At 38.0% G+C, this 23,252-nt stretch carries 19 protein-coding genes; 8 read left to right on the forward strand and 11 right to left on the reverse strand.

Features of this window, described 5'->3' with window-relative positions; all coding sequences use genetic code 11:
* Positions 1-447: 447 nt before the first annotated feature.
* From psb35 to FFO06_RS11990, 3 genes are all read right to left on the reverse strand, one after another.
* Positions 448-645 (reverse strand): photosystem II assembly protein Psb35, encoded by a 198-nt coding sequence (psb35, locus tag FFO06_RS11980; RefSeq protein ID WP_137908247.1) that lies wholly within the window; start codon positions 643-645, stop codon positions 448-450.
* Between the two features lie 212 nt (positions 646-857).
* Entirely contained in the window at positions 858-3,305 is a 2,448-nt protein-coding gene (locus FFO06_RS11985; RefSeq protein ID WP_137908287.1) for a transglycosylase domain-containing protein, read from the reverse strand.
* A gap of 681 nt (positions 3,306-3,986) precedes the next feature.
* Positions 3,987-5,279, reverse strand: a complete 1,293-nt coding sequence (locus FFO06_RS11990; RefSeq protein WP_137908248.1) for an ankyrin repeat domain-containing protein — start codon at positions 5,277-5,279, stop codon at positions 3,987-3,989.
* Between the two features lie 203 nt (positions 5,280-5,482).
* Here FFO06_RS11990 and FFO06_RS11995 point away from each other — a divergent pair, with 203 nt between their 5' ends.
* The gene (locus FFO06_RS11995; protein WP_137908249.1) at positions 5,483-5,953 is read left to right on the forward strand and encodes a DUF4079 domain-containing protein; all 471 of its coding nucleotides are present in this window, start codon (positions 5,483-5,485) and stop codon (positions 5,951-5,953) included.
* Between the two features lie 177 nt (positions 5,954-6,130).
* Here FFO06_RS11995 and FFO06_RS12000 read toward each other — a convergent pair whose 3' ends face one another.
* Positions 6,131-6,775, reverse strand: coding sequence for a DUF1997 domain-containing protein (locus FFO06_RS12000; protein ID WP_137908250.1), 645 nt, complete (start codon positions 6,773-6,775; stop codon positions 6,131-6,133).
* Positions 6,776-6,896: 121 nt separating this feature from the next.
* Between FFO06_RS12000 and FFO06_RS12005 the strand changes: the two genes are divergently transcribed.
* Entirely contained in the window at positions 6,897-7,553 is a 657-nt protein-coding gene (locus tag FFO06_RS12005; RefSeq protein ID WP_137908251.1) for a glycoside hydrolase family 24 protein, read from the forward strand.
* Between the two features lie 226 nt (positions 7,554-7,779).
* Here FFO06_RS12005 and FFO06_RS12010 read toward each other — a convergent pair whose 3' ends face one another.
* Both FFO06_RS12010 and FFO06_RS12015 read right to left on the reverse strand, forming a co-directional pair.
* The gene (locus tag FFO06_RS12010; protein WP_137908252.1) at positions 7,780-8,535 is read right to left on the reverse strand and encodes an armadillo-type fold-containing protein; all 756 of its coding nucleotides are present in this window, start codon (positions 8,533-8,535) and stop codon (positions 7,780-7,782) included.
* Between the two features lie 176 nt (positions 8,536-8,711).
* A complete protein-coding gene (locus tag FFO06_RS12015; RefSeq protein WP_028089687.1) occupies positions 8,712-9,245 on the reverse strand; it encodes a DUF4330 domain-containing protein in 534 nt (177 codons plus the stop codon).
* A 369-nt stretch (positions 9,246-9,614) separates the two neighbouring features.
* Here FFO06_RS12015 and FFO06_RS12020 point away from each other — a divergent pair, with 369 nt between their 5' ends.
* Positions 9,615-10,472, forward strand: coding sequence for a M48 family metallopeptidase (locus tag FFO06_RS12020; protein ID WP_137908253.1), 858 nt, complete (start codon positions 9,615-9,617; stop codon positions 10,470-10,472).
* An 84-nt stretch (positions 10,473-10,556) separates the two neighbouring features.
* Here FFO06_RS12020 and FFO06_RS12025 read toward each other — a convergent pair whose 3' ends face one another.
* Both FFO06_RS12025 and cpcD/petH read right to left on the reverse strand, forming a co-directional pair.
* Positions 10,557-11,846, reverse strand: a complete 1,290-nt coding sequence (locus FFO06_RS12025) for a homoserine dehydrogenase (protein ID WP_137908288.1) — start codon at positions 11,844-11,846, stop codon at positions 10,557-10,559.
* 144 nt (positions 11,847-11,990) lie between these two features.
* Positions 11,991-13,424: a bifunctional rod-capping linker CpcD/ferredoxin--NADP reductase PetH gene (cpcD/petH, locus tag FFO06_RS12030; protein WP_137908254.1), complete on the reverse strand. Its 1,434-nt coding sequence runs from the start codon at positions 13,422-13,424 to the stop codon at positions 11,991-11,993.
* Between the two features lie 826 nt (positions 13,425-14,250).
* On the opposite strand from cpcD/petH, the gene FFO06_RS12035 reads away from it, so the two are divergent.
* Positions 14,251-15,255 (forward strand): phosphoribulokinase, encoded by a 1,005-nt coding sequence (locus tag FFO06_RS12035; protein WP_137908255.1) that lies wholly within the window; start codon positions 14,251-14,253, stop codon positions 15,253-15,255.
* Positions 15,256-15,418: 163 nt separating this feature from the next.
* Here the strand turns inward: FFO06_RS12035 and FFO06_RS12040 are convergent, their stop codons facing one another.
* A complete protein-coding gene (locus tag FFO06_RS12040; protein ID WP_028083119.1) occupies positions 15,419-15,667 on the reverse strand; it encodes a Ycf34 family protein in 249 nt (82 codons plus the stop codon).
* 93 nt (positions 15,668-15,760) lie between these two features.
* Between FFO06_RS12040 and FFO06_RS12045 the strand changes: the two genes are divergently transcribed.
* The 3 genes from FFO06_RS12045 to FFO06_RS12055 all read left to right on the forward strand — a co-directional run bounded on the left by FFO06_RS12045 (position 15,761) and on the right by FFO06_RS12055 (position 18,729).
* Entirely contained in the window at positions 15,761-17,032 is a 1,272-nt protein-coding gene (locus tag FFO06_RS12045) for a tRNA nucleotidyltransferase/poly(A) polymerase-related protein (RefSeq protein WP_137908256.1), read from the forward strand.
* A gap of 53 nt (positions 17,033-17,085) precedes the next feature.
* A complete protein-coding gene (locus tag FFO06_RS12050) occupies positions 17,086-17,883 on the forward strand; it encodes a Tab2/Atab2 family RNA-binding protein (RefSeq protein WP_137908257.1) in 798 nt (265 codons plus the stop codon).
* A gap of 93 nt (positions 17,884-17,976) precedes the next feature.
* Positions 17,977-18,729, forward strand: coding sequence for a metallophosphoesterase family protein (locus FFO06_RS12055; RefSeq protein ID WP_137908258.1), 753 nt, complete (start codon positions 17,977-17,979; stop codon positions 18,727-18,729).
* An 82-nt stretch (positions 18,730-18,811) separates the two neighbouring features.
* Here the strand turns inward: FFO06_RS12055 and FFO06_RS12060 are convergent, their stop codons facing one another.
* Positions 18,812-19,792, reverse strand: a complete 981-nt coding sequence (locus FFO06_RS12060; protein ID WP_137908259.1) for a helix-turn-helix domain-containing protein — start codon at positions 19,790-19,792, stop codon at positions 18,812-18,814.
* 84 nt (positions 19,793-19,876) lie between these two features.
* The gene (locus FFO06_RS12065; protein ID WP_137908260.1) at positions 19,877-20,857 is read right to left on the reverse strand and encodes a helix-turn-helix domain-containing protein; all 981 of its coding nucleotides are present in this window, start codon (positions 20,855-20,857) and stop codon (positions 19,877-19,879) included.
* A 362-nt stretch (positions 20,858-21,219) separates the two neighbouring features.
* On the opposite strand from FFO06_RS12065, the gene FFO06_RS22460 reads away from it, so the two are divergent.
* Positions 21,220-22,437, forward strand: a complete 1,218-nt coding sequence (locus FFO06_RS22460) for a septal ring lytic transglycosylase RlpA family protein (protein ID WP_137908261.1) — start codon at positions 21,220-21,222, stop codon at positions 22,435-22,437.
* Positions 22,438-23,252 lie beyond the last annotated feature (815 nt).

Here is a 23,252-nt window from a genome sequence, read left to right on the forward strand (position 1 = left end):
GCAGTAGAGCTTACCGACCTGACCTTTAGCCCTGACTACAAACCAACAAAAAATTACAGCAGTTCCCAGCATTATAAAGTACAGATATTAATGATAAAACTCTTGTGGTGCGGGCATCTTGCCCGCAGTAGAGCTTACCGACCTGACCTTTAGCCCTGACTACAAACCAACAAAAAATTACAGCAGTTCCCAGCATTATAAAGTACAGATATTAATGATAAAACTCTTGTAGTGCGGGCATCTTGCCCGCAGTAGAGCTTACCGACCTGACCTTTAGCCCTGACTACAAACCAACAAAAAATTACAGCAGTTCCCAGCATTATAAAGTACAGATATTAATGATAAAACTCTTGTGGTGCGGGCATCTTGCCCGCATAAGGTGTACCTCACTCAATCTGAACTTGCTGTATCAAAAAACTAGAATTTTTGGTGAGATTTGCGTCAGTCCTATGATTCCTTCTCGACCTTGGGGACAATGTTAGGACGTTCTTTACTCTCCCAACCTGGGGGACGTTTGGAATTGTACCAGGCAATTGAACCAATGGTAACAGCAGCGATAAAACCGACTACATACACCAAAGTAAAAGCTAAGGGAAAGTGATTTCCCGTCGCTTCGGCTTGAACTTGGAGCAATAAATAACTCATGAGGATATTCGCTTAATGTAGGTTACACTTCTTCATAAAGTATAAACTAAGCGGATCACCTACATCTGTCCTAGGAAAAATCTTTCCTATTCAAAGACATACAGCAGTTATCCGTTTATGAAGTACAGATATTAATGATAAAACTCTTGTGGTGCGGGCATCTTGCCCGCACAAAGTGTACCTCACTCAAAGCTACTTGCTGTAATATTAATTTATAATCCTGGTGAAGAATTGGGTTTAAGTCTTTCTCTCCAGGAAGGTTGTGGTGGTGAAGATGCTCCAGAATTATTCTCTGTTGAAGAAGATAAATTTTCAGAGCGTGATTCCTCGCTGCGATATCGTCTTTCTCTACGAGAGGAGGCAGATGTGTTATTTTCTTCCTGAGAATAGCGTCGTCTGCGTCTACTTCTACTATCTGTTGTATCTTCCGACTGAGAATAACGTCGTCTGCGTCTGGATGTACTATCTGTTGTATCTTCCGACTGAGAATAACGTCGTCTGCGTCTGGATGTACTATCTGTTGTATCTTCCGACTGAGAATAACGTCGTCTGCGTCTGGGGGTGTTTTCTGTTGTATCTTCCGACTGAGAATAGCGTCGTCTGCGTCTGGGGGTGTTTTCTGTTGTATCTTCCGACTGGTAATAGCGTCGTCTGCGTCTACTTCTACTCGATGAATCAGAATTTTCAGTATTATCCCGATCTGATTTTTGATCATTATCATTAATCACTCTACGGATAACTTTTTTAGGTTTGATAGGTTCAGCTTTAATACTACCTTTGCGGTTTTCTAGTTTGGGCAAGCTGGGAAATTTTTCTACAGACATTCCCTCTACTGCTTTCTCCATAAATTCATGCCAAGCATAAGCAGCACTACCACTACTACCATAGGTTGGGGTATTATCATCATTTCCTAACCATACTCCAGTGACAACTTGGGGAATATAACCAATAAACCATAAATCACGGGCTTCATCAGAAGTTCCTGTTTTTCCGGCCACTTGTCTATCATTTAATTCAGCCGCAGCCCCAGTTCCGTCTGTAACAACATTTTTTAACATCCAAGTCATGATGGTACTACTATCAGCATCTAAAACTTGCTTAGGTTCATATTTAGCAGACCAAATGACATTCCCTTCGCGGTTGAGGATGCGACGAATCCCGTGGGCTTCTATATAATTTCCTTGGGTAGCAAATGTACCATAAGCATTAGTTAGTTCTAATAAGTTGACTTCATTAGAACCAAGAGCTAAAGAATAGGTAGGTTTTAGTTCTGATTTAATTCCCATCTCATGGGCCAATTTAATGGTTGGTTGAAAACCCGCATCTATTAATACTTTCACAGCAATTGTATTTACGGATTTGGTGAGAGCATCCCTCATATTTAACCAGCCGGAGAAGTTGTCATGGTAGTTTTTTGGCTCATAACCATCTATTGATAAAGGTTCATCTAAATAGCTATCGTAAGGGTTTTTACCTGTTGCGATCGCTGTAGCATAGACAAATCCTTTAAAAGTTGATCCTGGTTGTCTTTGTGCCTGAGTAACGCGATTAAATTGGTTTTTACCAAAGTCTTTTCCTCCCACCATGGCCTGAATTTCCCCATTTCGAGGATCTATGGCCACCAGAGCCGCTTCTTTAAAGTTTTGCCACCGTCCTTCATTTTTCAAGATTTTTGTGACTGCTGCTTCTGCGGCTTTTTGCCAAGTTGGGTTTAAACTAGTTTCTACCACTAAACCACCACTAGCCAAGATATCAGGAGAAAGGTGCTTTGGTAATTCCTTTTGAATATAAGTAGTAAAGTAGGGAGAATCTACCTGCCACCGTTTGGGTAAGTTGCTGTTAACTATTAATGGTTCTTGAATAGCGGCTTGTTTTTGTACTGGTGTAATTATGCCATCTTCTTCCATCCGCTGCAACACCAGATTTCGCCGTTCTGTGGCTGCTTTTAGGTTTTTGTCTGGTGCATAGACGTTAGGTGCGGGAGCTAAACCAGCCAAAGTGGCCATTTCTGATAAGGTAAGTTTATCTACGGACTTACTAAAGTATACCCAAGCTGCATCGCCCACACCATAAGCACCAGAGCCTAAATAGACAAGATTTAGATAACGTTCGAGAATCTGATCTTTTGTTAATTGCTGCTCTATTTTTTGGGCTAACCGGATTTCTTTCAGTTTACGCCAGAAGGTTTTTTCTTGTTTGAGGAAGAGAATGCGGGCTACCTGTTGGGTAATGGTACTACCACCTTCTACCACATCTTGCGATCGCAAATTATTAATCACCGCTCTCATAATCCCTTGGATATCAACTCCATTGTGTTGATTAAATCTTCGGTCTTCTGAAGAAATAAAGGCCTTTTTGAGATGATCTGGTATTTGTTCTAGTTGCAACTGCTCTCTAGTTGCTTCACCTTGCTGTTGTAACACAGTACCATCAGCAGCTTTAATAGTCAGTGTTTGCTCTCGCACTACTGCTTTGAGTGCCGAATGATTTGGTAAGTTTTTATCTATTTCTAAGATTATGTAATGGAAAGCAATCATTCCACCACCTACACCTAAACCCGCCCAAAACCAAAAACGACGATAAAATGGTTTATCGCTACTCAAGATTCTAGATGATAGGGTTCTCACCTGGTTTAATAATTGCTTTGCCTTCACCTGCATTTTCAGTAGTAAGTTTTCATCTGCTGTAGTTAGCAGCAATAGTTCTTGTTTATTTTATCACAGTTAAGGCTATTGTTTAGTAACATAGGAAGTATTTTCTCTTCCTAGCCCCACAATTTTCACAAAAGTTAATACTCAGAACTTTTTTATACATTAACTTCATGTATATGCCAGTATTTATAGGCGTGATAACGTTAAATTTAGAAAGATGAAAATTCCTAAATTAGAGGATATTTGTACAGTATTAGACATCTGGTAAAAAAGAATGTAGAGCCGAAAATCCCTACATCAGGAACGTCTACATAAAGGTTCTTTTGTCAACTTTGCGACTTTTTTAAAATCCTCTGATTCGGGATATTGAAAATAATAATTTTAATTTTTTCTTTATAGTTACTCCTAACTATTGAAAATATGGATAAAATCAGACTTAGGATGGATGTATTGGTGGTAAAAGTAGTTTTTTTTACCTAGAAAATGCTAATTTTAATACTACAAATCAAAATCAAAAAATATATATTATTCATATCTAGCACAGTAGGAAACATCAAGGTAGAAAGAAGGTAAAGGTAAAAGGTAAATTTACTTCTTTTCACCCTCTAAATATTTCATCTTGATGTTTCTCTTTTTTTCAATTTCCCATTTCTAAATTAAACATAAATTAAATAAATTACTCTAAATAAATTATTCCCGCGCTCCAGCTTCTCTTAATATTTTGCTAATACCCCGATAATTATTAAATTCTGCAATCATTAAAGCTGTATAACCACCCTGGTTTTTTAAATTGACATCCGCCCCAAATTGTAGTAACATCTCCACAGCTTGACTATAACCTTCCGCTACAGCCCACATTAAAGCCGTTGCTCCTGAAGAGTTTTGTAAGTTTACATTTGCTGCTTTTGCTAGTAATAACTGAAATATTTCGGGATAATTTGCAGTTATGGCTTTAACTAAAGCAGTTTTACCATCATCTGCTAATTTATTTATATCTGCACCATAATCAAGTAATAATTTTACTGTTGGGAAATGTCCTTGAGACACTGCTAATGTCAGCGCAACTTCTCCAAAATTTTTCTTTTCCATATCTGCACCGGCAGCCAGCAAAACTGCTACTATATCACTATACCCCTGGAATGCTGCTATTAGTAAAGGTGTATCTCCCAAATGATTTCTAATTTGCACATCTGCCCCTCTTTGTAGTAAGATTTTGACTACATCAATATATTCTTCCACAACGGCTAAATGTAACGCTGTTTCCCCTTCTTGATCTTGGTGATTAATTTCTGCACCTGCATCTAATAAAGCAGTTATAATATCGGTATTTCCTGTTGCTGTAGCTGCTAATAATGCTGTTTGATGATCAACATTTTTGATATTAACATCAGCCCCAGATGATATCAATGCTTGTACTATTTCTAAGTAGCCTAAATCTGCGGACATCATTAATACTGTCTCACCTCCCCGATCTTGACTATTGACAATATTGTTATTTTGTGTTAATGCTTTGACCATGACCGGATGTTTGTGTTTGACTGCAAGCTTTAACGCGGTGTCATTATCTTTGTCAGTAATCTTTACATCAGCACCCGCACCTAATAAGATTTGTCCAATTTCAATATAACCCTTCAGTGATGCTATCATTAATGCTGTACTACCATCTTCATTAATAGCATTAACATTTGCTCCTCTAGAGATTAATAGCTTGACAACATCTATCTGATTAGCACTAGCAGCCAGCATTAATGCTGTTAAGTGATAGGTTTTTCTAAATAAGTTAATATTAGCACCAGCATCTAAGAGCGATCGCACAATTTCCGTATAACCTAAATTCGCAGCTAACATCAATACCGTATTTCCATGGTTATCGGTTGTATCCACATTAGCCCCATAAGCCAGCAGCGCGGACACATTTTTGATATCCCCACTTTTCACAGCCTTGAGCAATGTGGTATCTTTATTTCCTGTATTTTCTGTCATTGGTTATATCCTATTTGATCAGATGTATATGAATTATGTTTCACAGTCTAGACGTACAATCGCAGAGAGTAAGAGCTTATTAGCTAGAATGTTTCACTTTCATATCCTAATTCAGTAAGGCGGGAAAATTGCTGAGTCAAGAAAATAAATATCTGCTAAATATGCTAAGTTTTATGAAGATTTAATAAAGGGAAGTAAAAAATATGGCTCTTGAATTGACTCCAACAATAAAATTTTGGCTGAATTTTGCTCACCCAGCTACCATGTGGGTACTATTAGCGCTTTCCCTCTATGCTGCATATTTAGGGTTGCAAGTACAGCGTACCAGAAATGCTCAAGGTGAAGAAAAGAAAGAGCTAGTTAAAGGACGATATACTATCAAACACCACCAAATAGGTTCTATCATCTTAGCTTTGATGGTAGCAGGTTCTATTGGTGGTATGGCTGTTACTTACATTAATAATGGTAAATTATTTGTCGGACCTCATCTCCTAGCTGGATTAAGTATGACAGGTTTAATTGCTTTTTCTGCATCTCTGTCTCCTTTTATGCAAAAAGGAGCAAATTGGGCCAGGATGACGCATATATTGTTAAATTTCGCTATTTTAGGACTTTTTGCCTGGCAAGCTTTCTCTGGTATCGAAATCATCCAGAGAATTTTAACTAATGCTTAGATTATCATTAGTCATGGGTAATGGGTAATGGGTAATGGGTAATGGGTAATGGGTAATGGGTAATGGGTAATTGACTGATTTTCATTGCACCATGCACCATTTCCTATTCCACTGCGGTCAACTTCCCGATTCCTGTATCTGACTGAGATGGGAAATGGTATATTACTTGCATTTCCTTTATTTCCTTGGTGGAAACGGAATATTTAAAGATTTATAAAAGTCTTTTTTTACCTGGTGTGTGAGACGACGGGAAATTTGATGAACAATTTGATTTAGGATGCGATCGCCTGTAGACTGAATTAAAGCATGAGGTAATCGCTGAATAAATTTGGGAAAGTGTAACTCAACTACCAAATCTAATTCCCATTCCACCCGTGTAATTCCATCCACACCATCTATTAACCGTGTTAATGATTTATAATCTACCTCATAACCAGGATCTTGATAATCAGGTAAAGGAATAGTCCGAATGTGGTATTTTCGATCTTGAAGGGTTGATAACTCCAAACCAATCTTAGGTTCTACATCATAACCAAAAGCACCGAATTTACCCACAACTAAAGCATAACTATTTTCACTCAAAGGGTTTACCTTCATAGGTTCCGCACAACGGCTAAACCATGAAGCATGATTGTTAAAATACGCCTCTACCTGCTCCATGCTTGCATATACTTCCATGCAATTTTGATAACTCCCATAGAATCTAGTTTGACTTATGTTCTCTTGTATTAATACATTATCATTAGCTGATAAGTTTCCATTCATACTTGAAATAGCCTCTTGTACTTCCAAAGATTGATATTTCCTGTTGTTTGTCACCATAAATTTGTTTTTTGTATATTTTGAAGTTTGTTTATTTTTCTATATTAATGATTTTCAATATGGCTAATGCTATCTTAGCCTACTGAAAGTTTCTCAAATATCATTAATTCAAAGGAGTTAAATTCTGAAAAGCTTTGAACTAAAAGGTGTAGAAAAACTCATTGCTCCCATAGCCTCACTTTTGGGATTTGTGTACCTGTTTCAATGGTATATTTATGGGGATATCCAATCATCCCCCGAACCTGTATTTACTAGAAAACAGCCTCCTCTAGTTATGCGGGGTGGAGATCCTTATATCCGGGCATTAATGCGAACTATTTCTGCCAGTGAAGCCAATAGTAACCGTCCCTACTCTATTCTATATGGTGGTGAACAAGTCCATGATCTGAGTCGTCACCCAGAAAAATGTGTGACTATCGTTACTGGACCAAATACAGGTAACTGTTCCACTGCTGCTGGTCGCTATCAAATTATTAACACAACTTGGCATCAAATTGCCCCCCGCTATCACCCAAAACCTCAACATAAGATATTTTGGACTAACTATAGTTTTGAAGCAGAGTATCAAGATACGGTAGTTTACCGTTGGTTAAATGACTCACGAGTTTGGGGTGTGAATATTCCTGCACTATTACGTCAGCAAAAAATAAATGACGTTTTCCGAAAACTTTCCCCGACTTGGACAAGTTTAGGATATGGTATAGAAACTAATTCTGTTAGTCGTTCTCTACCTAAGATATATCAGCAAGTCTTAAAAGAAGAATTACAGCGAAATTGAGTAAAGGAAAATTGACATACTCACCGACCTGAAGGTGCGATGATTCTTGACACTTCACTGGAACACGCCACAAGTGGTCTTATCGTCCCTCCATGTCCGTTTAAAGTCTCCCAATGCCCTATGGCGACTATAACCAAATTTTAACATAAAGCCGTCCTAAAAGGACGGGGCTTGTATCCCAGATTTTTGGTCAAGGTTTTTGTGCCTTTTTACTCAAAACATTAAATTAATCTATAAGAACTTTGCTTTTCGCTTTTACTGATATGGGTGTAAAAACTTTGGCATTAATTGGTTTTAGCAATTGTAACCTATTTAAATTCTGTAAACAGTCTAAAGCTGCTTCCCGAATTATTACCTCTTGTTCTTGACTGAGGAAAATTTGCAAGCATTTTATAACATCTTCTTGCAATGCTGTGTCAAATCGCTGACGAGCAATAAACTTATTGAGTTTACCTACAGCAATTAACCGTTTTAAAGGATCTGTTTCTGTTAAATCGCTTAACAACTTATCAAAATAATCTTGCTGTTGACTTCCCTGAAAATTGAATATTTGCCACACCAACAAAATTAAAGTCAATAATGTACCTATACCCTGAATAATAGCACCAGCAGCCAACCAAGGACTAGGGGAATCAACCCAAATTGCTGAAGCCATGTAAGTGATCACAGTCGCAACACCACCACTAGCGATAGAATAAGCTAAACGAATGTTAGGACTACTAATTAACCTTCGTATTTCTAACCAGTGTAATTGCCAATTAAATTTCGGTATTAAGTAAGTAAATACCATCATACCAATACCAACAATCAGCGCTAACAATAATTGCCAATTCCATAACAACATAGCCACAATTATTGTTAATAAACCCAGGAAAAAACCCGGTTCAGAGAAATGTTTAAAAATGCGCCCTTCTCTGCTTCCTGTCTTGATTTCCGAAATTTGATTAATGAATTGTCTCCAAGAAGACGAAGCCTGTATCACAGTATTTACCCACTTGATTACAAAATTGTCGAAATTGTCAAATTCTCGCTTTTATACCTTGCTAAATCCGCCATTTTGCAAAGCCGTTTTTTACTAATTTTTTACTAATTATTACTAATTAATACTAATTATTGAGGATGAAATCGGGGAAATTTCACCTCTAACTATAATCTTTTTTATTTATCTTGTAACCGAATATCAATTACAGACGCATTGAAATTATAGTTAAAACCTTCTAATTCAAAAGTCATACCGATTTTCACCTTGTTATTACCTAAAACAGGTCCATCCTTAGTGACTGTAGCCTTATCTTGTAAAGTTAAGATAAAATCCGTGCTAAAATTATTCTTTCTAGGATCTGGTAATTCCTTCACAGAACCATCTGGTTGAGGAATGGTAAGCATTCTATCTAACTCTTTAATAGATTTAATCCCAATTTGACCATAGGGTTGATTGCGGATAATCACATTAGTTTTACCACCATTTGTGAATCCTTGTTTAAATAATTGTTCAGGGTCACGAACATTAAGGCCACGTACCACTAAATCTACCTCAATTGGTACTGTTTTCGCACCCACTTGAGCCACAGAACCGGAAGTACCAGGAAAAATAAAAATACCTACTACTACCAGCAAAATTACTAGTGCAGCGCCTAAGTCTAAGAGATTGATTTTACCAAACAAGCGACCTTTGGAATCTAAAATAGCCATAACCAGTTTTGGATAAGTTTTGGATAAGTTTTGGGTAAATTTCAGTTAAGTTTTCAGCTAAGTAATTGATTGTACTAAGAAGTTTTTTGCAAATGATCCACAATCTTGATCACTGAATCGAAATTGACAGCAGGTAAGGGTTATGGTCATGAAATAGTCTAACATGATAGTTTAACATGATTGTAGTAAGTTATTTCCACCTGATATTACAGCATCTTACATCTGTATCAGATCCAAAATTTTTCCACAAATCCATCCCAAATAAGGATTTTACCCCCAACCCCTGCTTAAAGTGGAAAATGCAACTTACTAATCTGAAAATCCGTCCTCTGATTTTAAGTTCTCGTACAAATCTCATTTGACTAGATTATGATTAACTACCAAGGGTTTCGGACAAACTACCGTTTATGGCAACGACGCTGTTTATATCCGTTAATTTCTGTAATTGTTTTTCTATCTGTCTGTTTGAGTACACCCTTACCAAGTAAAGCTATAGATTTATTACCGCTTTTATTTCAAGGGGTACAGATATTTAACTTATCTAATATATCCGATCGTCAGGAAGTTAATCTTGGTCAACAGATGAATCAGCAATTACAGCAAGAAGTCAAAATCTCTGATAACTCAGAATTAAATGACTATATTAACGAAGTAGGTAGACGGTTAGCGGCTAATAGCGATCGCCCAAATATCCCTTATACTTTTCAAGTAGTCGAAGACTCTGCTGTTAATGCTTTTGCGACTACTGGTGGTTTTATTTATGTGAATACAGGTTTATTAAAAGTCGCAGATAATGAAGCCGAGGTTGCTAGTGTATTAGCACATGAAATGGGTCACATTGAGGGTAAACATTTAATTAAACAAATCCGACAACAAGCGATTACCAGTGGTGTTGCTACCCTAGCGGGTTTAGATAAAAATAAAGCCGTAGGTATTGGTGTACAACTGGCACTAAATCTTCCCCGAAGTCGCAAAGACGAATTTGATGCCGATAAAAGAGGACTAGCAAACATTACCCGCACCGGTTATGCTCAATCAGCTATGGTTTCTTTTATGAAAAAGCTCCAGGGTAGTAGTTCAGTACCTGCATTTTTAAGTACCCATCCAGGTGCAAGCGATCGTGTTATTTCTCTTCAGCGTCAGATTAATAATCAACCAAGTAATCAAAATAACGGTTTGGATAATTTGGCCTATCAATCTAAAATTAGATCATTTTTGCACCCGTAAGAGCAATTATAATACTTCTGGCTTTGCTTAAAAACCCCCAACTTCTTTAAGAAGTCGGGGTTATATGGGTGTGTGTTTTCTTTTTCACAGCACTCGTAATACACTAGGAATACTGTCTATAGACTCCATAGCTTGAATTTCTGCTAAAGCTTGTCTAAAGTCCCCTTCCCGGACATCATGGGTGACAACCACAATTTCCGCTAGTTCTCCCTGAAAACCAGTTTGGACAACTGACTCCAAACTTACCCCATAATTGCCAAAACAAGTCCCTAATTTCCCAATAACTCCCGCTTGGTCTTTACTCAAAAAGCGGGTATAAAACCGCGTCACTAACTCAGAAATTGGCGTAATTTGAGAGTAATGTTGATGTCTACAAGCTAGGAGAGGATTTGGTTTATTGGTATTAGTTTTGAGAGTAGCCACCAGACTTAATATATCTGATGATACAGCACTCGCGGTAGCACCAGCACCAGCACCAGGACCGAATAACATCACCTGGCCAATGGGTTCTCCTTCCACAAGAATGGCGTTATAAACACCATTAATACTAGCTAAAGGATGGTTTTGCGGTACTAAAGTAGGATGAACCCTAACTGAAAGTTGGGAATTATCTGTATCTAAGTGTTGGGCTATCCCTAATAACTTAATCACAAATCCTAACTTAGCAGCATAAGTAATATCTGTTTTTGTGACTTGGCGAATTCCTTCACAATGGACATCTTCTCGATTAATTCGCCCGTCAAACCCTAAAGATGCTAAAATGGCAATTTTATCTCCCGCATCCAAACCATCAACATCAGCAGTGGGGTCAGCTTCAGCATAACCCAATCTTTGAGCATCTGCCAAGACATCATCAAAATCACTACCTTCTGTTTGCATCCTGGTGAGGATGTAATTGGTTGTGCCATTGACAATACCCATAATAGCATTAATCCGGTTAACGCTTAAAGACTGTTTTAAAGGTTGAACCACTGGAATACCACCACCAACAGCCGCTTCTAGCATGACATAGACACCAGCTTGATTCGCAGCCGTAAATATTTCCGCACCAAATCGAGAAATTACAGCTTTATTAGCGGTGACAACGTGCTTACCATTGTTAATAGCTGCGAGAATTAATGTTCTGGCTGGTTCTAATCCTCCCATTAACTCTACAACTATATCCACCGCTGGATCATTAACAATGGCCTCTAAATCCGTCGTGATTACACCTGGAGATAATTCTACAACACGAGGTTTAGTTAGCGATCGCACCCCCACCCGATATATTTCAATTTCCTGTAACAGTGGGTGACGGCCTACCTTGTCTTGTAACAGTTGTACTGTACCCGTTCCTACTGTACCTAATCCGAGTATTCCTAATTTAACAACCACAGATTTTGCACCCACAATGAACTTATATAGAAATATAGAATAAAACAATTGTAGGCAGAGCATAAGCCCTACCTACTAATTATCTTCTTTTAATTGTCCAATGACCAATGACTAATAACCAATGACCAATGACCAATGACTAAATTAGTATGTTTCCACGTGCCAGCGGTGAGCTTTTTTCATGTCTTTTTGGTAATCACTCCAGCTTACACCTTCTTTGGCCGCCGCAGCGCTTAAAGCGGCATCAATGCCATCTTCCATACCGCGCAAACCACAGATATAAGTGTGGGTTTTGGGATTTTTAATCAATTGCCACAATTCATCAGCGTGTTCCGCTACACGGTCTTGGATGTACATTCTACCACCTTGGGGGTTATTTTGTTCCCGGCTGATAGCATAAGTAAGACGGAAGTTTTGAGGATATTTCTCCTGCATTGCTTCCAATTCTTCTTTATAAAGAATATTGGGAGATGTTGGTACACCAAACAACAACCAGGAAAATCCTTTAAATTGATATTCTGGGTTAGCTTTTCTTTCTGCGTCCTTAAACATCCGCCACAAGTAAGTCCGCATAGGCGCAATACCTGTACCTGTTGCTAACATAATTATATTAGCTTCTGGATCTTCAGGCAACAACATTTCTTTACCAACAGGACCTGTGATTTTGACATCATCACCTGGTTTGATTTTAGTCAGATAGGTAGAACAAACACCATAAACTGTTTCACCAGTTTCGGGATGCTTGTACTCTAGCTGACGAACACACAAGGATATTGTTTTGTCATCTAGATTATCTCCGTGACGAGTCGAAGCAATCGAGTAAAGTCTTAGTTTTTCAGGCTTACCGTTTTTATCCAGACCAGGAGGGATAATCCCGATACTTTGACCTTCTAGATATCTTAAGTCACCAGTAGATATATCAAATTTGAGGTGCTGAACAATACCGATTCCGCCCTCTTTAACTAATGTTTCATTAGAGATACACTTACCAATAAACGGAGCGTTAGGACGATAAATGTTCACAGGAACGTCAGCATGGGCATCTTTTTTTGCTTTTGCTTGAGTCATGGTGTTGCTTTTTTTCTCCTTGGCCGATGATTTAGCAAAGCCTTTCGCCTCACTAGGATTAATCACAGGTGTGGCTTTACCATGTTCCTCGTTATTAGCATTCACCTCAGCTTTCACTTCTGTACTAACTTTAGTTTCGGCAGTTACCAATTCAGCTTTGTCATTGACTGTCTCTGAATCTGTACTAACTGCAACATCAGTTATACTAACCGCTACATCAGCCGTACTAACTGCAACATCATCTGTTACCAATTTAACTTGGCGATTGACTTGCTGTAAAGCTGTAACAGGTTGAATACTAACAATTTTACCACCTAAGCGAGTGATCCGTCGCATTTCTTGATTCATGCGGTTGTAAGGTACTCTGATGAATACACTGCCACTTTCACGAATTTGGTAGTTGGTTTGATCAGTTTCTTGACTCTGACGCAGACCTATCACTTCGTAAACGAAGACGCGGCTACCTGATTCTATATTGGCAGCACCCTCAACAGCACCTTGATTGTACATTCCTTCTACCACTCCGATATTTACTTAACCGTTTATCAAAAAATCATTCCCATCCTGATGCGAGCTTTAGTTTACCGGATTTTCGGATCACAAAACTGGCCATCTGGGAAAACGACATCATTATTAATTTTAATTAATTGTGATGCCGGCTCACACTCGCCCAAGACCAGTAGGCATGGCAAAAAACACACCTGTTCACCTTCTAAGTTAGAGGATAAGTCCGGGCGAGAATGTTAATAGTGAATCACTTTAATCTTTTTTTCTCGAACTATATAGTTTTAGGTTGATGAAAAAACATTTTACAGCATCTTGATACTGCAAAAACCCTGAACATGAGGACAAGCCCCTGCATTTGTTAAAATGTCCCTATGGCGTACATTATAACTTTGTCTGGATATTCCCCTAAAACCACTTATCCTATCCTACCATGACAGTGTTAACATACTTCATGATTATAAATTTCTAGAGATTTTTTCTAGAGATCTTTTGATTTCTGATTAAGTCTCGAAAAAATTGTATCATCTATGGCAGAATGTTAAGCAGACAACTGCTAAGGGAACTAGATTCTTTCTCAGGGTAAATCTTGTGAAAGTACACTCCCTTCTGTTAAAATCTAGTGCAACACTAAGATTAAATACTTACCAGCGATAAAACTAGGCTCATTCGGACGAGTAACTGCCATTAGCTTACACGTTATCCGTTGAAAGAAAGTCATCGTTATCCTGGATAGCCAGAACCTAAGGGTGTACCATAAGTGTAAGCCCCTGGATTCAAAATCTGTTGTGAGAAAAATTATTGATTGACATTTAGTATTTAGAGAGGATTTATGACAAGTAAGCCGGAACGTGTGGTACTAATTGGAGTAGCAGGAGACTCTGGGTGCGGTAAATCTACGTTTTTACGTCGCTTGATTGATTTATTTGGTGAAGAATTTATGACAGTTATCTGTTTAGATGACTATCATTGCCTAGATCGGAAACAGCGTAAACAAACAGGCATAACCGCCCTTGACCCAAGAGCAAACAATTTTGACTTGATGTATGAGCAAATTAAAGCTCTCAAAGAAGGTCAAACAATTAATAAACCGATTTATAATCACGAAACTGGCAATATCGACCCACCAGAAATAGTCAAGCCAAACCATATTATCGTAGTGGAAGGGCTGCATCCTTTATATGATGAAAGAGTTAGAGAACTCCTGGACTTCAGTGTTTACTTTGATATCAGTGATGAAGTCAAAATCGCCTGGAAAATTCAACGGGATATGGCCGAAAGAGGCCACCGCTATGAAGATGTTCTCGCACAAATCAATTCTCGGAAACCTGATTTTGAGAAATTTATCGAACCACAAAGAGAATTTGCAGACGTGGTTCTACAAGTATTACCCACCAACTTGATTAAAAACGATACAGAACGTAAAGTTTTACGGGTACGGATGTTACAACGGGAAGGAAAAGAAGGCTTTGAACCAAGTTACCTATTTGACGAAGGTTCAACAATTCAGTGGACTCCTTGCGGACGCAAACTAACCTGTTCTTACCCAGGTATGCAACTGTACTATGGTTTTGATGTTTACTATGGTCGTTACGTCTCAGTTCTAGAAGTAGACGGTCAATTTGACAACCTCGATGAAGTAATTTACATCGAAACCCATTTAAGTAAAACTTCTACCAAGTATCAAGGTGAGATGACTCATTTATTACTGCAACACCGCGAATACCCCGGTTCTAACAATGGTACTGGTTTATTCCAAGTATTGACAGGCTTGAAAATGCGTGCTGCTTATGAACGCTTAACAGCTAAAGAAGCAAAACTAGCTGTTGAAGTCTAAAGAAGTTTAAAATAGTAGTATTTGCGTGATAAATAGGGAGGGACATTTTAAATTGTTTCCTCCTTGATCAAACTTGATCAAACTTGATCAAAATCTTACCCTGGGCGCCTCTGCGTGAGAAAAAATCATACTTTAATTTACCAAAGTCCAAAGTCCCAAATACCTAAGTCGGGACTAATTCACCAGGACGCAATTTAGACCATTTACCTATTTCGGGTTGGAAACTAAGACAACCAACAACATCCCATTCCATTTCAATTATCTCTCCCTGTGTGCGAATATTAACATTAATGGTGGGTTCGTGAGGATCAAAATCTGGTGTCTCCGTCAAGTGTAACTGTTGGTGCTGGGTTTCTACGGCGTTGTAGGTAACACAGCGGTCTACATAGTGGCAATTCACACAAATACACATATTAGAACCAACTCTCAAAACCTTTATAGTTAATATATATAGTTAATATAGCTCAGTCCAAAATAATCAGCATTAGTTATAAGGTTGATTTTGATGACAATATCCGAATTAGTTGCTTCTCGTCTATCTCCTGAAAATTGGCCTTTTAGTTGGGAATATTTGCCACAACCCGTTTATATGGTTGGTGGTGCGGTTCGTGATGGGATTTTGGGTAGAATGCGGGAATATATGGATTTGGATTTCATTATCCCATTAAATGCGGTACAGGTGGCAAAAAAGATTGCTCAACGTTATCAAGCTGGTTTTGTGTTACTTGACGCTGAAAGACAAATTGCGCGTGTCGTGTTTCCCGAAGCTACCGTTGATTTTGCTCAACAGGAGGGGGAAAGTCTCATTAATGATTTATATAGGCGAGATTTTACTATTAATGCGATCGCTTTTAATCCCCATACACAAGAAATTATTGATCCTCTTACAGGTTATAAAGACATAGAATCTGGTATTTTACGCATGATATCACCTGTCAATCTGCAAAATGATCCTTTGCGGTTAATGCGGGCTTATCGTCAAGCTGCTCAACTGGATTTTACTATTGAACCAGTTACTCAAGATACTATTCGCAGTTTAGCAACAAGTATTAGTCAAGTAGCAGCGGAAAGAGTACGGGTAGAAATTGGTTATTTATTAGCCAGTGGTCAAAGCACATTTTGGTTAAATACGGCTTGGAAAGATGGTGTTTTAACTAATTTATTCAAAAATGCTACTGATAAAAGTTTTATTAAATTAAATGCGATTGATACAGCATTTGCTTTAATTAGTCAAAAATGGCAGAAACTAGGCCAAGAATTAACTAAATATGTCCGTAATACAGTCAAAACTTCTTGGTTAAGTATTGCTAAACTTGCTTGTCTTGTTCATTCCCACCCAGAAACCGCTGAAATAGAACTACAAAAACTTACCTACAGTCGCGCAGAAATTCGCGCGGTAACAACCGCATTAAGATTATTTCCAGAAATAAAAGCAGAAAATATGTCTTTGCGGAAACAGTATTTTCTCTTTCGGGAAATGGGAATTTTATTTCCGGCGGTGTTAGTATTAGCTTTGGCAAATGATATTATAGACAAAGGTACGTTTTCCGAAAGTATGTTTCTTACTTATGAACCTTTAATCAAACGTTATCTTAACCCGAATGACGCAGTTGCACATCCTATTCCTTTACTCACTGGTAAAGAAATTATGACAGAATTAAAAATTCCCGCTTCACCATTGGTAGGGGAATTATTAATGGAAATTGGTGTTGCTCAAGCTCAAGGGAAAATTTCTACAGTAGAAGCAGCTATAGAATTAGCCAAAAATTTAGTTTAATTTAGTTTAGTTCAGGTTTAAATTTGATTTGTTTAAGTTCGATGGGGTAAAAAATGGGTTTGATTTGGCAGGCTGATTTTTATCGTAGTCCGCTGAAAAATGCTGAAGGGCAGATACTATGGGAATTATTAGTTTGTGATCAAACTCGCAGTTTTGAGTATATAGCGAGTTGTCCCCAATCACAAGCTAATTCTACTTGGGTTACTCAACAATTACAATTAGCAGCTAAGGAAAATGTACCAGATATCATTCAAGTATTTCGTCCTCAGTCTTTAAGTTTAATAGAAACTGCGGGCAATAATTTAGGTATCAAGGTTGAAGCTACTCGGAGAACTTTGGCGTTAAAACAGTGGTTAGCATTCAAGCAATATCCTATAATTGTAGATAAACCACCTCCAGTACCATTACCAGAAAATCTCTGGGGGGAAAAATGGCGTTTTGCGACCATTCTAGCTGGTGATATTGTAGATGAGTTTATAGAACGGCCAATTCCTATTTTCCAAATACCAGAATTTATCAAACCGATAAATCTAGGTTTGGCTTCTACAGTTCCTATACCTGGTGTAATTATCTATGGTGGAAGACACTCCATGAGTTTAGCACGGTGGTTGCACAAAAGCAACCCTGTCTCATTAAACTACATGAATGGTACACCTGATGGTTTGATTTTAGAAGCTAGTTTAGTAGATAGATGGATTTTAGCGACTTTTGCAGATGAGGAGGCTAGTGCTGGGGGGAAGTTGTATGAAGAACGTAAACAGCTAAGTCAGGGCTTACATTTTTTGCTAGTGCAACCAGATGATTCGGGAATGACTTACACTGGTTTGTGGTTATTGCAGCAAGAGGAGTAAACAGTTAAAACTGTTTTCTCTGGGAAACTAGACCAACAAGAATGTAGTCAAAATAACCAGTTAATTTATTTAATTTATTTAGGCTAGAAACAGATGAGCGAAATTAGTCAGCGTAGGGTTATTATCGGTGATGTACATGGACACTATCAAGGTTTGATGTTATTGCTAAAGCAAATAGAACCCGCATCAGCAGATCAAATATATTTTTTAGGAGATTTAATTGATCGTGGTCCGCAAAGCGCGGAGGTAGTAGATTTTGTTAAAGAAAATAACTACCCTTGTTTACTAGGTAATCATGAGCAGATGTTATTAGAGATCATGACAGGTAAAAATACTCAGTCAACCAGTATGCAAGGATGGTTATATAATGGAGGACAGGCTACGGTTGCTAGTTATCGGTCTGGGAAAATTCCCCAAGGGGATTTAGATTGGTTTGAAAGTTTACCCACATATCTGGATTTGGGAGATTTTTGGTTAACTCATGCAGGTGTTAATCCTAACAAAACTGTAGCAGAACAAACACTTAACGAACTGTGTTGGATCAGAGGAGAGTTTCACAGTATGAATAAACCATATTTCCCAGATAAAATGATTATAGCCGGTCATACTATAACTTTTACCTTACCTGGTGTTGTTCCCGGTAATTTAGCCCAGGGACAGGGTTGGATAGATATTGATACTGGTGCTTATCATCCTCGTAGTGGTTGGTTAACTGGACTGGATATTACAAATAAATTAGTGTATCAGGCTAATGTATTTAGTCACGCAGTACGAACTCTACCATGGAAAGACGCAATTACAATGATTGAGCCAAAGGAATTAATAAGTAACCGTCGTCATAGGTAAAGGACTTTCCTGCTTTTCCTGCCTGGCGCCTAACCTTAGGTATCTATAAGAGAAATTGCGCGAAACAAAAACCGTCCTTCATTTACCGGCAAAATCGCTGTAATGTGTTTAATGGTGACTCACCAAACATTTCCTTATAATCTTTAGCAAAATATGCAGCATTCCCAAATCCCCACTCCTGAGCCACCTCCATCACTGTTTTTGTATTCGTGTTAGGATTCATTAAAGCGTGGCGTACCCCATTCAGCCGTTGAATTTTGATATAGGCCATGGGACTGATACCAAAAACTTCCTGAAACCCACAAGATAAGGCAGTACTGCTAGTTTCTAATTCGTTACATAGTTTTTGTAGTGTTAAAGGTTTATCTTTATAGGACTTAGAAATTTCTTCCGCTTTCTTAACCAGAGAATAACGACGAAAGGGTTTTAATATGCGTGGTTTTTTTTGGGCATTCCTACCGAAGGTATTAATTAGCAATGGCAAGAAATCCTCCCTTATTAATGATTGCATCTGTGATTGCATTAATAATGCTGGTTGATTATTGAATACATGAGTAATTTCTTGATAGAAAGCCTTGAGAGGTCGCAATGATGCAGGGTGTAGACGCATAGCATTTTGTTTGAGAGCTTTTTCCCCCTGTTGGTATCCCATTTGTTCGTATAAGGCATGAAAAGCCCGCGCATTCACACTAGCTATGACCAGATGAACATCTTTGCTAACAACTACATCTACTTCCCTAGTAGGGTCAAAACCAAATATATCATGGTTTTGAATAACGCAACCGTGAGCGCTTACTTGTGTCAACTTGGGTTGAAATGCCAACGAAAAGCCGATATCATCAACAGATTTCGTACCAGTAGCTTGAGTAGATTGATTTTGATGCAGGTGAGTAAACTTCAAATCTCCAAAATCCGCAAAATTAATAGTTCCTAGAAAACCTCCTGAGCTTAATTGACTACCTTCTTTGATACTCAGCGGTTTTATGGCTTGTGCAAATTTATATCCATCATCAAACTGGCGAGTAAAAACCAGCGAATTACCATGAAGATTCTGTTCAGACATAGATTTACATCTCTTACACCTCCCATAATACTATAACTCCCAGATCCCCGATTTTTTAGAGAAGTCGGGTTGGAAACGATTTGATTATTGCAAATTACCTCGCAACGTTTTTGATGGTAACTCACCAAACATATCCTTATAATCCTTAGCAAAATGTGAAGCATTCCAAAATCCCCACTCCTGAGCCACATTCATCACCGTTATTGTGTTCGGATGATCACTCATTAAAGCCCGGCGTACCCCATTCAGCCGTTGAATTTTGATATAAGCCATGGGACTGATACCAAAAACTTCCTGAAACCCACAAGATAAGGCACTACTGCTAGTTTCTAATTCCTCACATAGTTTTTGTAGTGTTAAAGGTTTATCTTTATAGGATCTAGAAATTTCTTCCGCTTTCCTGACCTGGGAATAACGACGGAATGGTCTTAATATGCGTTGTTTTTTTTGGGCGTTCCTACCGAAAGTATTAATTAGTAATGGTAAAAAATCTTTCCTTATTATTGATTGCATCTGTGATTGCATCAATAATGATGGTTGGGTACTCAATATATGAGTAATTTCTTGATAGTAAGCCTTGAGAGGTCGCAATGATGCAGGGTGTAAACTCAGAGCATTATGTTGGAAAACCTTTTGTTCCATTTCGTATCCCATTTGTTCACATAGGGTACGGAAAGCCAGTCCATTCACACTGGCCATGATCAGATGAACGTCTTTGCTAACAACTATATCTACTTCCCTAGTGGAATCGAAACCAAATATATCATATTTTCCAACAGCACAACCATGAGAGCTTATTTGTATCAACTTGGGGTGAAATGCCAACACAAAGGAGATATCATCAGTAGATTTCATGCCAGTGGCTTTAGCAACTTGATTTTGATGCAGGTGAGTAAACTTCAAATCTCCAAAGTCCGCAAAATTAATAGTTCCTAGAAAGCCTCCTGGGCTTAATTGATTACCTTCTTTGATATTCAGAGGTTTTATGGCTTGTGCAAACCTATCTAGGTCATTAAACTGGTGAGTCACTACCACAGAATTGCCATGGGAATTTTCTTCAGACATAGATTAAGGGATTAACGCTGAGTAATTTAACGTGAAATGTAGTTTGAGTGAGTATCAAGCAGATAAATTTAATTATACCACCAGTAATGGCGTTTTTTTTACATACAAAAAAGTGGGAATTTTGGAATATTCATTAACAATAAATAACTATATAGTTGTTATTGCTGAGTAAACAATACCAGAACTTACACAACTAGCACATTGGTAAAGTGTATCAAAGGGCAAAAATCTGGTAAATAAACGGATTATTGATATCTGATGCACCCTACAATAGATTTTTGGTGTGACACTTGCGTAAGTCCTAGTTTAATCTGGGCATATTTACCCATAAATTTGGCATCTAATTTCACAATAACTAAACTATGATATCAAACGGAATACTATGGTTAACATCCTTTACGGGTGGTACCGTCATGTTGACAGCTTTACCCATGGGGTTGGCATCCCCAACACAATTTACAGCTAATTTAGTCAAGGATCAGCATCAATTTTTTACCAATGCTCAACAACATAAAAATGCTTGGCAAAAAATCTTTATATCCAAAACTCGCTTCACTTTTGATTGGATAAATAAACAATTATCATCACATCGAGATACCGCCACTATCCCAGATTTGACAACATTCAAGGCCAAAGAAACAAAATTTTGTTCCCCTGTGCCAGAAAATATAGCTGCACAAACTCCCTGGAAAAATATTACTAACTCTGTACTAGTTAAATTCACCCAGTTTAGTGTTCCCAAACTCGATTTTTCACCTCCTACCCTTGTGCGATCGCTCCAAAGCTTCTTTAATGTCATTAACAATCCAGTAGAGCAAAATGGCAGTTACGATTATGCACCAGTATTAATTGTCAAGCGTAGTGTATCCAATTATGAAGTATGGGTTAATAACAACTTTGTTGCTAGACTCCCTGATCGCATTACAGCTAATGCTTTACAAAACCGCTTACAGCAATTAGTGAAATCACCAAAAGTAGAACCTACAGAAATACAACCCGGTTTAGTGGATAAAACTCCGTCCCTCATGGTAGGTACTCGCTTACTATTTGCAATTGAACGAAAACTGTCCGCTCAACTTGGTCGCAGTGGTGACATATTAGCCCTGGAATGGACTAACAATCTCCGCATAGCCCTGCATACCGAACCCTTGACGCTGATACAAGGACAAATGGCAATGTATGGATTAGAGTCTTCAACCACAAAACTTTCTGGATTAGCTTCTTGGTATGGCGGCTATTTTCATGGTCGCTTAACAGCAAATGGTGAAATATATAATCAAGATGATTTCACAGTTGCCCATCGTACCCTACCTTTTAATACATACTTAAAAGTCACAAACTTAGAAAATAATAAATCCGTAATTGTGCGTGTTAATGACCGTGGCCCCTACATTGCACCCAGAAGCCTAGATTTATCTCAAACAGCGGCTCGTTGTCTCGATAGTGAACATACTGGAGTCGTAGCTTATCAAGCTGTGGTTTTACAACAAAACGCGCCACAAATGACTTTAAAACCATTGTCACCAAAAACCCAAGATCTGGCTAATACAAAAAGCGAGATCTTGGTTTTTCAATTTTAGTAAAAATCATCCTCAGATCCCCAACTTATTGAAGATGTCGGGGATCTATTTGTTGATACAGCAGTTCCCGATCTTATGAAGTACAGATATTAACAATAAAACTCTTGTGGTGCGGGCATCTTGCCTGCACAAAGTGTACTTCACTCAAGCTCAACTTGCTGTATCTGATGTACCCGGCAATAGATTTTTGGTGTGACACTTGCGTAAGTCCTACTGATGAGGAAATATTTTAAGAAATATTTATAGCCAGACTTATAGCAAGACTGATAGCAAGGCATAGATTAGGGGATTAAAGCCGAGTAATTTAACGTGAGATGTAGTTTGAGTGAGTATCGAGCAGATAAATCTAATTATCCCACCAATAATAGCGTTTTTTTACCTACGAAAAAGTGGGAATTTTGGAATATTCATTGAAAGTACATAACTATATACTTCTAGATACTTAGCAAACAATAGATTTTAGGAGTTACGCATTGACAAAAAAACTAATCCATATCCTATGACGATGATTAATACCTTCTTTAGTAAAAGTATCAATTATTCTATTCTCACCCAAGCTAGTATGTACATAAGTAAGCATATTTTGGTGGATTTTCATGGCACTTGCAAAAAATTACGAATTTAAGGAAGTTAATGACATTTATGCCAAGTTAATTTTTTTTTTCACAAATGGCTACAACCAGTTCATAGCATGATTTCCAGAATTATTCTTGATGAACTTGACTTAACTTTGTTAAATACACACATACTGTGCAGAATTGGACTAATAATATAAGGACTATTTAAGTAGGTTGGCGTTAAAAATTGTCGTTATG

Source organism: Dolichospermum planctonicum (assembly GCF_005402965.1).
In the GTDB taxonomy this organism is placed as follows: domain Bacteria; phylum Cyanobacteriota; class Cyanobacteriia; order Cyanobacteriales; family Nostocaceae; genus Dolichospermum; species Dolichospermum planctonicum.